General features: G+C 40.7%; 12 protein-coding genes. 7 read left to right on the top strand and 5 right to left on the bottom strand.

Features of this window, described 5'->3' with window-relative positions; translation table 11 throughout:
- The 5 genes from H9L42_RS16820 to H9L42_RS16815 all read left to right on the top strand — a co-directional run.
- Positions 1–180, top strand: a 180-nt coding sequence (locus H9L42_RS16820; protein WP_465270650.1) for a hypothetical protein, incomplete at its 5' end; no start/stop codon positions are given.
- A 134-nt stretch (positions 181–314) separates the two neighbouring features.
- Complete coding sequence (locus H9L42_RS07285; protein ID WP_346726296.1) at positions 315–527, top strand: helix-turn-helix domain-containing protein; 213 nt, start codon at positions 315–317, stop codon at positions 525–527.
- Between the two features lie 42 nt (positions 528–569).
- Positions 570–3,830: a type I restriction-modification system endonuclease gene (gene hsdR / locus H9L42_RS07280; RefSeq protein WP_187302728.1), complete on the top strand. Its 3,261-nt coding sequence runs from the start codon at positions 570–572 to the stop codon at positions 3,828–3,830.
- Positions 3,827–5,257, top strand: coding sequence for an N-6 DNA methylase (locus tag H9L42_RS07275; RefSeq protein ID WP_187302727.1), 1,431 nt, complete (start codon positions 3,827–3,829; stop codon positions 5,255–5,257). The genes hsdR and H9L42_RS07275 overlap by 4 nt, the downstream gene beginning before the upstream one ends.
- A complete protein-coding gene (locus tag H9L42_RS16815; RefSeq protein WP_207734940.1) occupies positions 5,257–6,816 on the top strand; it encodes a restriction endonuclease subunit S in 1,560 nt (519 codons plus the stop codon). The genes H9L42_RS07275 and H9L42_RS16815 overlap by 1 nt, the downstream gene beginning before the upstream one ends.
- Here H9L42_RS16815 and H9L42_RS07265 read toward each other — a convergent pair.
- The gene (locus H9L42_RS07265; protein ID WP_187302726.1) at positions 6,809–7,396 is read right to left on the bottom strand and encodes a restriction endonuclease subunit S; all 588 of its coding nucleotides are present in this window, start codon (positions 7,394–7,396) and stop codon (positions 6,809–6,811) included. The two genes, H9L42_RS16815 and H9L42_RS07265, sit on opposite strands and share 8 nt — an antisense overlap.
- A gap of 98 nt (positions 7,397–7,494) precedes the next feature.
- Here H9L42_RS07265 and H9L42_RS07260 point away from each other — a divergent pair, with 98 nt between their 5' ends.
- Complete coding sequence (locus H9L42_RS07260; RefSeq protein ID WP_187302725.1) at positions 7,495–8,304, top strand: tyrosine-type recombinase/integrase; 810 nt, start codon at positions 7,495–7,497, stop codon at positions 8,302–8,304.
- A gap of 37 nt (positions 8,305–8,341) precedes the next feature.
- Here H9L42_RS07260 and H9L42_RS07255 read toward each other — a convergent pair whose 3' ends face one another.
- From H9L42_RS07255 to tgt, 4 genes are all read right to left on the bottom strand, one after another.
- Complete coding sequence (locus H9L42_RS07255; protein ID WP_187302724.1) at positions 8,342–9,712, bottom strand: restriction endonuclease subunit S; 1,371 nt, start codon at positions 9,710–9,712, stop codon at positions 8,342–8,344.
- A gap of 694 nt (positions 9,713–10,406) precedes the next feature.
- Positions 10,407–11,585 (bottom strand): 23S rRNA (uracil(1939)-C(5))-methyltransferase RlmD, encoded by a 1,179-nt coding sequence (rlmD, locus tag H9L42_RS07250; RefSeq protein WP_187302723.1) that lies wholly within the window; start codon positions 11,583–11,585, stop codon positions 10,407–10,409.
- Positions 11,586–11,653: 68 nt separating this feature from the next.
- A complete protein-coding gene (locus H9L42_RS07245) occupies positions 11,654–12,004 on the bottom strand; it encodes a DUF6054 family protein (protein WP_187302722.1) in 351 nt (116 codons plus the stop codon).
- A 344-nt stretch (positions 12,005–12,348) separates the two neighbouring features.
- On the bottom strand, positions 12,349–13,467 hold the full coding sequence (tgt, locus tag H9L42_RS07240; protein ID WP_187302735.1) for a tRNA guanosine(34) transglycosylase Tgt: 1,119 nt from the start codon (positions 13,465–13,467) through the stop codon (positions 12,349–12,351).
- 175 nt (positions 13,468–13,642) lie between these two features.
- Between tgt and H9L42_RS07235 the strand changes: the two genes are divergently transcribed.
- Complete coding sequence (locus H9L42_RS07235) at positions 13,643–14,470, top strand: alpha/beta fold hydrolase (protein WP_187302721.1); 828 nt, start codon at positions 13,643–13,645, stop codon at positions 14,468–14,470.
- Positions 14,471–14,519: the final 49 nt, after the last annotated feature.

Here is a 14,519-nt window from a genome sequence, read left to right as displayed (position 1 = left end):
GATTCCTGTAGAGTAGAAACCAGAGAGGTTCAGGAACAGCTCAATGTCTTTCGGAAGATGGCTTTGAATCTCATCAAACGGTACAAAGAAAAGGAGAAATCCAAACGTCCCATTTCCAAAATTATGCTGGATTGTCTGCTCGATCCACTCTTGCTTGCATCAGTATTTTCTGAAACTTGATTTCCCTGGCAAACGCCAATGTTATGTTGTAGATATAGAAAAGTTTTGGTACAATTAAAGAAAATCCTGTCTTTGAATGTGCTTCATTGAAGGTAAGTTATAAAAAATTGTTTAAATTAATGATTGACTGAGAAATTAAGAAAGGCGAACTAGCAAAAATGGCTTTTCTTTCTTCTAACGCTATTTCCAAACTGGCAAAAAATGAAAATGTAAGTCTTGACGTCTTAATTCGGGTTTGTACAGCTCTGAATGTAGATTTTTGTGACATTATGGAACTCGTTCCGGATGAAAAATATTTTTTTGACATGTATCCAATAATTTTCCATTTTTTGCCTACCAACTTCTGATATTTTTTTATTATGGGAACATGACTATTGAGGAGGAATATTATGAAGTCCAATTTTTATTTTTTAAAAAAATATTGGCCTGCACTCGCTCAAATCGGTGAAACGGCAGAACACTATTTATATTCAGATCCGAACTCATGTATGTACAAATTAGGAATGTTTGGGGAACGATTGGTTCATGAAATTTTTGCTTTTGAAAAACTTTCAGAGCCATCTTATGACAATACACATGCCCACAGAATCCGTATTCTGAAGCGCGAAAGGTTAATTCCTAAAAAAATAGATGATATATTATATGCTCTTCGGAAAAACAGAAATGATGCTGTTCACAAATATATTAATTCCGTAGATGACTCCAAGACCCTGCTTTCTCTTACATATAATCTCGCAGTCTGGTTTATGGAAGTTTACGGTGATTGGGATTTTACGGCACCTGCTTTTGCTATGCCCGCGGAGACCATCCAGCCCGATTATGATTCTATAATTAAAGAACAAGAAGCTAAAATAGCAGAACTGATGAAGCAAGTAGATACTGTTAAAACGTCCGTATCCAATAGTTCCATAAAAGAAAGAACCAAAAAAGCGGAATCTGTCTCTGAAAATATGGAATTATCTGAGGCAGAAACACGTATTATTATTGACGATCAGTTGCGGCGTGTCGGTTGGGAAGCTGATACAAACAATCTTCGTTATCCAAAAGGAACACGTCCCCAGAAGGGTCGCAATATAGCCATTGCCGAATGGCCTACCGATTCCACAACAGGAAAATTTGGCTATGCTGACTATGCACTCTTTATTGGTGAAAAGATGGTGGGAATTATCGAAGCAAAAAAGGCTGCCATAGACATTCCTTCTGTTCTTTCTTATCAGTGCGCCGAATACGCAAAAATGATTCGTAATGAACACCAAAAATATATAATCTCCTCTTGGGGTGAGTATAAGGTACCGTTCTTGTTTGCCACTAACGGAAGAAAATACCTGAAACAAATAGAAACCAAATCTGGAATATGGTTCCGTGATGTTCGTAAAAACACAAATCCAGACAAAGCTTTACAGGGATGGATAAGCGCACAGGGCATTATGGAATTATTAGAAAAAGATATAGAAAGTGCGAATGCTACACTTACGAATGCTCCGTACGACTTTTTACGAGATCCTGATGGGCTGAATCTGCGAGATTATCAAATTCAGGCTATCGAAGCTGCAGAACAGGCTATTATTAACGGCAAAACAAATGTCCTCTTATCTATGGCTACTGGAACAGGGAAAACCCGTACTATACTTGGAATGATTTACCGCTTTATTCGTAGCAATCGCTTTAGGCGCATTTTATTCTTGGTTGATCGGAATGCTTTAGGTGAACAGGCTATGGATGTATTTAAAGAGGTAAAGCTGGAAGAATTAATGACACTCGGTTCCATCTATTCCATCAAAGGGCTGGATGATAAGGATATTGACCCAGAGACAAGGCTTCAGGTTGCTACAGTACAAAGTCTTGTTCGGAAAATCCTTTTTAATGAAGATGAAACAATGCCTTCTGTAACTGACTATGATTTAATCGTTGTTGATGAGGCTCATCGTGGATACGCTCTGGACAAAGATATGAGTGATTCCGAATTATTGTACCGCAATCAAGACGATTACATTAGCAAATATCGTACAGTCATCGAATATTTTGATGCGGTAAAAATTGCTCTGACAGCGACACCTGCTCTACATACAACTGAAATATTTGGTAAGCCAATTTTTAACTATTCCTACCGTGAAGCTGTCATAGATGGATATCTCGTTGACCACGATGCTCCTCATAATATCCGCACACGTCTGGGAACAGAAGGGATCCAATACAAAAAAGGCGATAGCTTGGTTATCTATGACCCTATTTCTGGCGAACTTCTAAATAGTGATGAACTGGAAGATGATATGAAATTTGATATAGATACCTTTAATCGTCAAGTTGTGACAGAAAAATTTAACCGTGCTGTTTTTGAGGAGATTGCTTGGGACTTTAATCCTGATGGCCCTGGCAAAACACTGATTTATGCGGTTGACGATGATCATGCTGATCTTATTGTAAAAATCTTAAAAAATATTTACAGTGAAGGAGGCGTGGCAAATGATGCAGTTATGAAAATCACTGGTAGCATCGAAGGCGGAAATAAAAAGAAAATTCTTGAAGCCATCAAACGTTTTAAAAATGAACAAAACCCAAAAGTGGTTGTTACTGTAGACCTGTTAACAACAGGTATTGATGTCCCTGAAATAACTAACCTGGTTTTTATGCGCCGGATCAGATCTCGTATTCTTTTCGAGCAGATGTTAGGACGAGCCACCCGCTTATGCCCTGAAATTGAAAAAACGCATTTTGAAATCTACGATCCTGTCGGCGTTTATGAAACATTGCAAGATGTTAGTAATATGAAACCTGTAGTGGTTAATCCCACCACAAGTTTTGAAGATTTATTAAAAGGGTTGGAAATTCTAACCTCAGAAGATCAGATTGCGTACCAGATAGATCAAATCGTGGCCAAATTGCAACGTAAACGCCGGAACATAAGCAAAAAAGGGTTGGAACAGTTTATGGCTTTATCAGACGGTAATGATCTTGCTTCCTTTGCACACAAATTAGAGCATTGGTCTGCCAATGAGGCAAAAGAACATATTCTTAAACATAGAGAAGCATTTTCAGTCTTAGATTATGATAAAAGCAAGCGTAAACATGGACGTATCATTGATGACCATGATGATAAGGTCATCAGTCATACAAGAGGCTACGGTACAGGACAAAAACCGGAAGATTATATAGAATCCTTCCGTGAATTTATCCAAAATAATTTGAATTCAATTGCTGCATTAAAAACTGTATGTACAAAGCCTACCGAGTTGACTCGTAAAGATTTAAAAACTTTATTATTAGAACTTGATCGTCACGACTTTACAGAAAAGCAATTAAATTCTGCATGGAATGATATGACAAATCAGGATATTGCCGCAGATATTATTGCTTTTATACGTCAACAGGCTATCGGCTCTACACTAATCAGTCATGAACAAAGGGTAAAACACGCTTTTGCCAAATTACGCCTCAACCACACTTTTAATAAAAATCAGTTAGACTGGCTGAAGCGTATAGAAAAAGTCTTGTTAGAGGAATCCGTTCTGGACGAACAAATTTTCGAAGTTGGTGCATTCCGCAATGCAGGTGGCTTTTCCAATATAGATCGCCGCTTTGGTGGAAAATTGCACGATATAATTACAGAAATTAACAAATATATGTATGAGGATGGAGGAACAGTAGCGTGAATAATCAGGAACTTGTAGCAAAATTATGGAATCTCTGTAACGTTCTTAGGGATGATGGCATTACTTACCATCAATATGTAACAGAGCTTACATATATCCTGTTTCTTAAAATGTGTAAAGAAACAAACAGTGAAAGTTCTATCCCGGAAAAATACAGATGGGATAATCTCATTACGAAACAAGGACTGGAACTGAAGAAATTTTATAAAGAATTGCTGGAATACTTAGGTGAAAATTGTACTGGGCGGGTTCGTGAAATTTACCAGGGTGCACAAACAAATATAGAAGAACCGAAGAATCTGGAAAAAATTATTACGACCATCGATCAGTTTGATTGGTATTCTGCAAAAGAGGAAGGTCTTGGCAATTTATATGAAGGGCTTTTGGAAAAAAACGCAAACGAAAAAAAATCTGGAGCCGGACAGTATTTCACTCCTCGTGTACTAATCAACGTCATGACTCGTTTGCTTTCTCCACAGCCCGGAGAACGTTGCAATGATCCCGCCTGTGGTACTTTTGGATTCATGATTGCTGCAGACCAATATATAAAGAATAATACGGACAACCTTTTTGATCTGCCTATTGATTTACAAGAATTCCAGCGCACTGCTGCTTTTTCCGGTTGTGAACTTGTTCACGATACACACCGTCTGGCCTTAATGAACGCAATGCTCCATGATATTGATGGTCCTATTTATCTTGGAGATACGCTTTCTAATTTTGGAAAGCAGCTAAAAGGATACGATGTGGTATTAACAAATCCTCCATTCGGAACAAAAAAAGGTGGTGAACGTGCAACTCGTGACGATTTCACATTCCCGACCAGCAACAAACAGCTTAATTTTCTCCAGCATATTTATAGGAGTCTAAAAACAACTGGCACTGCCCGTGCTGCTGTTGTACTTCCGGACAATGTGTTGTTTGCAGATAGTGACGGTGAAAAAATACGCCGCGATCTTATGGAAAAGTGCAACTTGCATACTATTCTTCGCTTACCCACAGGTATTTTTTATGCCCAAGGCGTAAAAACAAACGTACTGTTTTTTACCAGAGGACAGACTGACCACGGAAATACAAAAGAGGTGTGGATCTATGATCTCCGGACAGATATGCCCTCCTTTGGAAAAACAAACCCTCTTAAAGAATCAGACTTCGAAGAATTCGAGCAATGCTATGCAGGTGGAGACCTTTCAAAGCGCCAAGAAACCTATAGTGAAGAAAATCCAAATGGCCGCTGGAGAAAATATACTTATGAAGAAATTTTGGCTCGTGACAAAACAAGCTTAGATATCGCATGGATCAAAGCTGATAATCCGACCGATGATTATACCCTGGCAGAACTCTTGGATTTAATAAAAACTAAATCTGAAAATATTTCAAAAGCCGTAGCACAACTGGAAGAATTGATCGGGGAGGTTGAAGAATAGTGGATACAAAAGCATTACGCCAAAAGATATTGGATCTTGCTATTCGTGGAAAACTTGTACCGCAGGATCCCAGTGATGAGCCTGCCTCTGTTTTATTAGAAAAAATCCGTGAAGAAAAAGCCCGGATGGTCAAGGAAGGAAAACTAAAGAAAAAAGACATAAAAAATGATTCTATAATCTATGTTGGAGAAGATAATTTACATTATGAGAAGTTTCAGGATGGAACTGAGAAATGCATTGAGGATGAGATACCGTTTGAGGTGCCAGCGGGCTGGGAATGGACAAGAATAGGATCGATATGTATCATAAATCCCAGAAATAATATTTCTGATAGTTTAGAGGTATCTTTTGTCCCTATGTCATTGATTTCTGAAGGATATACAAATATGTATACCTATGAAATTCGAACCTGGAGTAAAGTTAAAAGTGGTTTTACTCATTTTGCAGAAAATGATATCGGCATTGCTAAAATAACACCATGTTTTGAAAATAGGAAATCAGTCATTTTTAAAGATTTGGTTAATGGTTATGGTGCCGGAACAACTGAACTTCATATATTAAGAACACTTGATGATACAATTTCAAATGAATATTTATTATGGATTGCTAAAATGGATTCTTTTATTCAGGGAGGCGTTCATACTTTTTCAGGAGCAGTCGGGCAGCAACGTGTGGGAAAAGATTATATTTCGCAATATTTGATACCTGTCCCGCCCCGAAATGAGCAAACTCGAATTATTCAGAAAATAAATTCAATATTTGAATTTATTATTAGAATAGAAAACGCAAAAGAAGATCTTGAAGAAATCATACGGCAAGCAAAATCTAAAATTCTCGACCTTGCTATTCGTGGGCAGCTTGTTCCGCAAGATCCGAATGATGAGCCTGCCTCTGTACTTTTAGAACGTATCCGTGCAGAAAAAGAAGAACTCATCAAACAGGGTAAAATCAAGCGTGATAAGAAGGAATCTATCATCTTCAAAGGTGAGGATAACTCTTATTATGAGAAGGTCGGCAATACAGTCGTAAATATAGATGGCGAAATCCCCTTTGAATTGCCAGATGGATGGGTGTTTGTTCGACTGAAAGAAATGTGGGAACTTATCTCTGGACGAGATCTTGCGTCTTCTGAATACAATGCTGAAGGAGTTGGAATTCCGTATATCACGGGAGCAAGTAATTTCACAAACGGTAAGGTCGAATTGGTGAGATGGACAACATCACCACAAGTGATAACCAAAACTGGAGATTTGCTACTCACTTGTAAGGGAACTATCGGTGAGATGGCATTCAATAATTTTGGTGACGCTCATATTGCACGACAAATCATGGCGATACGCAACACGTTCGAACTCAATCCAGAATATCTCGCTCTTTGTATGGCTTTCCATATCAGCGCCATAAAAAACGTCGCAAAAGGACTTATCCCCGGAATATCAAGGGAAGATATCCTAAATTTAATTCTGCCAGTGCCCCCAAGGGCTTATCAAGCAAGAGTAGTTAAACAAATGGCTATGTTGACGAGCTTTCTCATCTCAATAGAAAAGAGCCTCAATTAAGGCTCTTTTCTATTGTTTCAACAAAGGAAAATGCAGTAATTATAGCATTTTCAATTCGTTGTTGCTCGGAGGCTGGCGGCATTGGCACCAGTATTTCTTTCAATGTTATTGGTTTTAACTCTTTTTGATTTGTAGAACCTTCACCTTTTTTCTCAAGCACACTTTGGTTTGCCTTCATAAATATGTACAGATAAAATGCTCGAATACTACGAAATCCACGAATAACGGTTACATGAGAATCCGGCACTATCGGTAAACCGGAAATGTTATCAGTTGTTCTGTACAATCCAATCCGCCCTAAAGTACCTGTACCTGTAGAGTTCACAACCACATCGTTGTCATGCATATATTCTTCATTTGGATACCTGCCTAATGTGCTTTCATCCAGATACAATGCTAGCCCGATATCGATGCCATTATATTTTGTATTACATTTTTGTGCAAAAACAAGAGTATTGCTTTTCGTTGTATATTTCGGCGATTTTCCACGACGAATTTCCTTAATGCAGCAATTCTTCAGCCGCACCCACTCCCATGAATCAGGAATATCATATGGTATTTCTTCGTCAATACAACACACATCTTCTCCAAGCTTCTCATAATAAGAGAAAGTTACATATTCCCTTTATAATATTTGTGCGGAAAACCGCAGAAAATATTATAAGGAGGCCGCTTATTATGAAGCAGCATAGCACATTTGAAGAACATCTGCGAAAGAGCAATCTTTCCGAAAACACGATCACATCGTATTTGTGGACGGTGGAATACTACCATGCACATTACGATGCAGTCAGCAAAGAAAATCTATTGGCGTACAAAGGGTATCTGATGGAGTTTTATAAGCCCAAGACGGTAAATCTCCGCATTCAGGCTATGAATAAGTATTTGGTCTATCTGGGAAAGGATAAGCTGCAACTGAAAGCTGTAAAGGTTCAGCAGAAGAACTTCCTTGAAAATGTGATCAGCAATGCCGATTACAACTTTTTGAAGAAGCAGCTTAAAAAGGACGGCAATATGGAGTGGTACTTCGTGGTCTGGTATCTGGCTGCTACCGGTGCCCGTGTCAGCGAACTTATTCAGATCAAAATTGAACACGTCGAACTTGGATATTTCGATCTGTATACAAAGGGAGGTAAACTACGCAGATTGTACATACCGAAAAAATTAAGAACAGAGACCATCGAATGGCTGGAGGAAACAAACCGTGCCTCCGGCTATTTGTTTTTGAACCGCTATGGAGAACGGATCACTACTCGTGGTATTTCTCAGCAGCTTAAAAATTATGCCGATAAATACGGGCTGGATAAAAAAGTGGTATATCCACACTCTTTTCGACACCGTTATGCCAAAAATTTTTTAGAGAAATATAATGATATCGCTCTATTGGCTGATCTGATGGGACATGAAAGTATTGAAACAACTCGTATTTATCTACGCCGTACATCAAGCGAGCAACAAGCTCTTGTAGATAAAATTGTAACATGGTAAAAGCACAGCCGTCCGTATGACAAGGACGGCTGTAATATTAGTATGTACAATTTTCTATTGCATCCATTCTACATAAAATTTCCTCTATTTTTTTTACAATTAGAAGTTGTTCCTTAAATGGCGGAATAGGAATGATTGTGGTCAAAATCCTTTCCAATGCTAATTTAGGCATTGCTACTTGATGTGTTTTTTCTTGAAATTGATTCTGTACAAATTGACTCGACAGTATATATAATAAATATTTTTTATTGATTTTTATGTTACAGATCTTAGCTGCATTTTCTGTCAAATTCATGTTGTCAAGTTCATCAGGTATTTCTCCAACCAGGCCAATTGTACCTGCGATGGTAATATAAAGGTCATTTTTAGAAATTATATATGATTTAATTTGTTCATAAACCTCATCAGAAATGTATCTTAAATCTGTTGTATTTATAGTTCGATTTTTCATATCTGTTACCCTGATGTAGGCATGATTTGTTGAGGTATCACTGAAATTACAGCCCTTCGGTAAGCGTTTCCCACCTTTTACATCTGCAATCGAACGCATACGGCACCAACACCAATTGTCTGGCAAATCAAAAAGATTAGAATCATCCAAATTATTTACTTTATTACATATTATTTCATAATAAGAGTTATCCTCACCTTTGAAGATAATGGACTCCCTCTTGTCCCGCTTAATTTTCCTCTGTTTAATAAGTTCTTCCTTTTTTGCTTTGATACGTTTCAGAAGAACAGAAGCAGGTTCATCATTAGGGTCTTGTGGAACCAACTGTCCACGGATAGCCAAGTCGAGAATTTTAGATTTTGTCTTAGAAACAGTATCTGTCAATGCATCCTTTTCTTTACTAATTAGATCTATCAACTGATCTATTTTGCAAAATCTTTTAACTATAGCTGCTTGTGTTTCCGTAGAGCAAACAGGAATCAAAGTCGATAAAATACGTTCTAATGCCAGCTTTGGCATGGCAACCTGATGTGTTTTTCCTTTAAACTGTTGCTGAACAAATTCTGATTGCAACAACAAACACAAAAAGGATTTGTTGATTTGTATATTGGTAACCTTTGCAGCATTTTCAGTAAGATTCATCCCATCCAGTTCTGCTGGAACTTCACCGGCGACGCCAATTGTACCTGCAATAGTAACATAAAGATCATCTTTGGAAATAGTATAATTTTTAATTTTCAAAAATACATCTTCTGAAATGTATTTTAAATCATCTGTATTTATAGCATGATTTTTCATATCTGTGACTCTAATATATGCATGAGAAGTCTTATAAAGAGAAAAACTCATTCCCTTTGGAAGCCGCTTACCTCCTTTGACAGAAGCAATATCCCGAACTCGGCACCACTCCCAGCCCTCCGGCATTTCAAATGGTATCTCATCCTCAATACATTTCACAGTTCCATCCTGAAACTTCTCATAATGTAAATTCTAAGAAATTCTTTTAGATATGCCATTCTCGATTTTCGAACGTATGTATGAATAAAAATTCCAGAAATTTGCTGTTACTGGAAAGTCTTTTCTATATACAAACTTTGTTCTATAGTTTATTTTTTGCATAGCACACCACTTATATATATCTCTCATTCTAAAACTGTCACCTGCTTCTATACGTTTCGATAAATATGAAAACTTCACCACATCTAATTCCGATTGTAAGTGTAAATAAAACCATACATTATAATAACGAATTGCCACTATCCCCATCTTTGTATTTCTCCCTTCCGTTAAATTGTATTTTTGCCATAAGATTATATACTTTCGCCATTTTTTGTAAGAAACCTACCACCCCCTTGAAGTTCTCAAAAGGACAATCGCAAATAATGAAGCTAAAAATTGCAGAAAAAATATGTAAATAAAGGACAACTAACTTGCCAGAAACGGCGTATTTCCGGGCTTTTTCAAATTTACATTTATGCCAAGAATAAAGTTTGAACACCAGAGAGTATTATTAAATGTAATTGTCCATTTTAATAAAATCTGTATTTATAACAAAATGGCATTACATCTCGTTAAAAAATGCAATGCCACTTTTTTGTTACTGTTTTATCAAGCAATATACTTTCGCCGAAATATCTATCTTCTGCCGCCCCTAGCCTCGCCCCGTTTTTTTCGAAAGCAGCGCCACGCATTCTGTATGCCGCGTATTCGGAAAATTATCAAACGCCTTCAAACTCACCGTCTCATACCCGTAATACTGCAGATAATAAAGATTTTCCACCAAAGTCTTCGGGTTGCAGGACACATACACAATCTGCTTCACCCCGTAACTGATAATCTTGTCCAGCGCCTTGGGAGAAATGCCTACCCGCGGCGGGTCTACCACGATCACATCCGGCTTGTCCGTCAGATTCTCCAGGACCTCAAACACATCCCCCGCCAGGAACTCGCAATTATCCAGCCCGTTTCGCGCCGCGTTTTCTCTGGCCGCCTCCACTGCTTCCGCAACCAGCTCTACGCCTACAGCCCGTTTCGCTTTTTTCGCCAGCGTCTGGGTGATGGTTCCCGTCCCGCAGAACAGATCGAAGGCCACCTTTCCCTCAAAGTTATCGATCAGCCCTACCGCGTAAGAATACAGATGCTCCACCGCTTCCACATTGGTCTGAAAGAAAGAAAAGGCGCTGACTTTAAATTCAAGCCCCATAATCTGCTCCAGATAATAATCCCGGCCCCAAAGAACCGAAAGTTCCTCGCAGTAAACCGCGTCTGCCAGGCGGTCGTTAAACGTGCGGAGCACGCCGACGATTTTGTGTTCCAGCGCAAGCCCCCGGAGCATTTCCACATAAGCTTCCTCGTCAAACCCCGGCTCTGTCGATGTAACCAGATTAATCAGCAGTTCGCCGGTCCGCACGCCTCTTCTCACAATCAGATGGCGGAGCATCCCCTTGTGGGATTTTTTATGGTAAAAGGAATACCCTTTTTCCCGGCAGAAATCCAGCGTAGCCCGAAGCACCTTATTAAAGTCCGGATGCACCAGCTGACACTCATCCACTGTGACAATGGACATAAACCGCTTTTTCCGGTGCATTCCCAGGGTCATCTCGCCGCCCTTTTCCATATCGCCGAAGGTATACTCCATCTTATTCCGATATTCGAACTGGGATGGAGCCGGTTCGATGGGCAAAAGCTCCCCGCAGCGGATTTCCTTTTTCTCAAGCAGGCCGCGAACCTCTCCCTCCTTCATTTTCAGCTGTTCTTCATAGGAAACGCCCTGATATACGCACCCTCCGCAGAACTCACTGTGCTTACAGATTTCAAATTCGTTTTTCATCTCCAATTCATCCTTCCTCTTGCCTCTATCGAAACACGTCTTTTTCCTTTACACGTTCTCCTGTCTGCTTACGATCCCTTTTGTTCTGTAAAGCCATACTCCTCCAAGACGGATCGCGCGGACTCCGCAAAATTAGAATTTGTTCCCCACGAAAGATTGAACACACCATTTCCACCGCCGGAACCGATAATCTGCGCAGTCTGTATTTTGCTTGTTTCTACAAGCAGGACTGTCAGGTTTACATAGCTTCCGGTTCGTAAATAGAGTTTTTCCATTACCACCAGCCCAACTTTGCAATCATCATATTGCCGTATACTTTTCAGAACAAGCTCTTCAGAAAGGTTTCGAATTAATATCGGCACCAGCTCCTCAATTGGCTTTAGACCGTTTCCGATCATTTTTATAACTTTCCTGCTCATAACGTCTCTCCTCTTTTACACACACACTTCTTTTCTTTCCTTAACCGAAGATTTGGAAAGCTTATCCCTCCCACTGTTCCTAATAGAAACAATTCTCTCAAAATCCAATTTGTTTCCAAATTTTCAAGGGTTTCCAGGCTCCATTTTCCAAATTCAGGCGGCCGCAACCTTTTTCCCACGCCGCAGCAGGCGAAACCCCTGATAAAAATATCAACAACTCGCAGAATTTCCCATTTGTTGATAAATCCGCTGCCCGCAGAGTCCGTAGATCCCTTGGAGCCTCGGAACCTCAGAGCCTCAGGAACCACAAGGGCTACAAAAACCGCTCCCACGCCGCTTGCAGATTAAAATTCGCCGTATTTCCCATAAAACTCCCGCTTGAATTCCAGGAACCGATCTTCTTCAATGGCTTTTCGGATCTGCCTCATCAGGTTAATAAGGAAATGCAGGTTATGATTGGAAAGCAGCATAGCTGACAAAATCTCGTTGCTCTTGAACAGATGCCTCAGATATGCCCTGGAATAGTTCCTGCAAGTATAGCAGTCGCATTCCGGATCCAGCGGCGTAAAATCCCGTTCATATTTGGCGTTCTTAATATTCACTTTCCCTGCTGAGGTCATAGCCATTCCGTGGCGGGCAATACGCGTCGGAAGCACGCAGTCGAACATATCCACGCCCCGCTCTACACCTTCAAAGAGATAATCCGGGGTTCCCACACCCATCAGATATCTGGGCTTGTCCTCAGGCAGATAATCCACGCAATCATCGAGAATATCGCACATCAGCTCTTTTGGCTCACCTACGCTGAGGCCTCCGATGGCGTATCCCGGCAGATCCAGCTCCACGATTTCTTCCGCGGACTGTTTCCGCAGGTCTTTATACATACCTCCCTGCATAATGCCGAACAGCGCCTGATTTTCCCGATCGTTCCAAGCTTCTTTGCACCTGCGGAGCCACCTGGTTGTCCTCTCCAGAGAATTTTTTACATAGCCGCGATCCGCCGGATAAGGCGCGCATTCGTCAAAGGCCATCATAATATCCGACCCCAGAGCCGTCTGCACTTCGATGGATTTTTCCGGAGAAAGCATGTGCTTTGATCCGTCAATGTGAGAGCGAAATTCGACACCCTCTTCTGTGATTTTCCTCAGATCTCCCAGGCTGAAGACCTGAAAGCCGCCGCTGTCTGTCAGAATCGCCCGGTCCCAGTTCATGAACTTGTGAAGTCCTCCCGCTTCCCGGACAATCTCATGTCCCGGCCGCAGATATAAATGATAGGTATTGGAAAGGATAATCTCCGCCCCCATTTCCTTTACCTCCTCCGGCCGCATGGCTTTTACCGTAGCCGCGGTGCCTACCGGCATAAATACCGGAGTTTCAATGGTGCCGTGAGGCGTCGTGACTCTGCCCCGCCTAGCTTTCGTTTTCGCGTCCTTTTTTATCAGTTCGTAAGTTACTGCTGCCATATCGCTCTCCTCTTTTTCTTTTCCGCAAACTCTGTCTATCATACCACACCCGCTTTACTTTTTAAACAAAAAAGCATATAATAAATTTATGTTAGCATCACAACAAATCATCGTCCGCAGCCGCTTTCTCGCTGTGGACCGACACTAAAAAAGGAAAGGAGAGAATCGAACGAACATGGCTTATTTTACCACAAAAGACAACTGTAACATTTATTATGAAGAGCATGGAAGCGGCGAGCCTCTGATTTTTATTCACGGCTGGTCCTGTAACCACAAGTTTTTTAAGTATCAGGTAGACGAATTCGCGAAAAATTACCGTGTCATCCTCTATGATTTCCGGGGACATGGCCAGTCCGACCGTTCCGAAGTCACAGAGCGCGGCATGAATCTCAACCGGTTTGCCGCCGATCTGCATGAACTCATCGAATATCTGAAGCTGGATCAGGTATACGTGGTAGGCTGGTCTATGGGAACCAGCACCCTTCTTGCCTACGCGAGAGAATTCAAATGCCAGTATATCAAAAAAATGTGTTTCATTGACATGACGCCAAAACTGTTAAACGATCCGGAGTGGAAGCTAGGACAAAGCTGTACCTTCGATATCGTACAGAACCTGCAGTTTATGGCAGCCATCGCCGTTAGCTGGGAATTCGCGGCCAAGCTGTTTATCCCAAATGTCTTCGCCAAAGACTATGACCAGAAGTCGGACGAATTCAAATGGGTTGCGCAGCAGGCGCTCGACAACACGCCTCACTGTATGATGAACATGTGGATCGCTATGGCTATTGAAGACTTCCGCGATGTTCTTCCAACCATCAAAATCCCGGTACTCCTTACCTACAGCGGTGACGGCCTCCTCTACGGACCTTCCCACGGGGAATATATGAAAGAACATCTGGGCGGAGAAAGCCGGCTTGTAATCTTCCCGGGCTGCGGCCACGGATTGTTTCTGGAAGATCCGGAAAAATTCAACAGAGAGCTTAAAGATTTTCTGAAAGGTTAGAACAGAAAAACAGGCGGCATTCCCGTGATATGCCGCCTGTTTAATCGAA

Origin of the sequence: Zhenpiania hominis, assembly GCF_014333425.1 — a bacterium.
GTDB lineage: Bacteria > Bacillota > Clostridia > Peptostreptococcales > Anaerovoracaceae > Hominibacterium > Hominibacterium hominis.
This window is presented reverse-complemented; position numbering and strand designations above follow the sequence as displayed.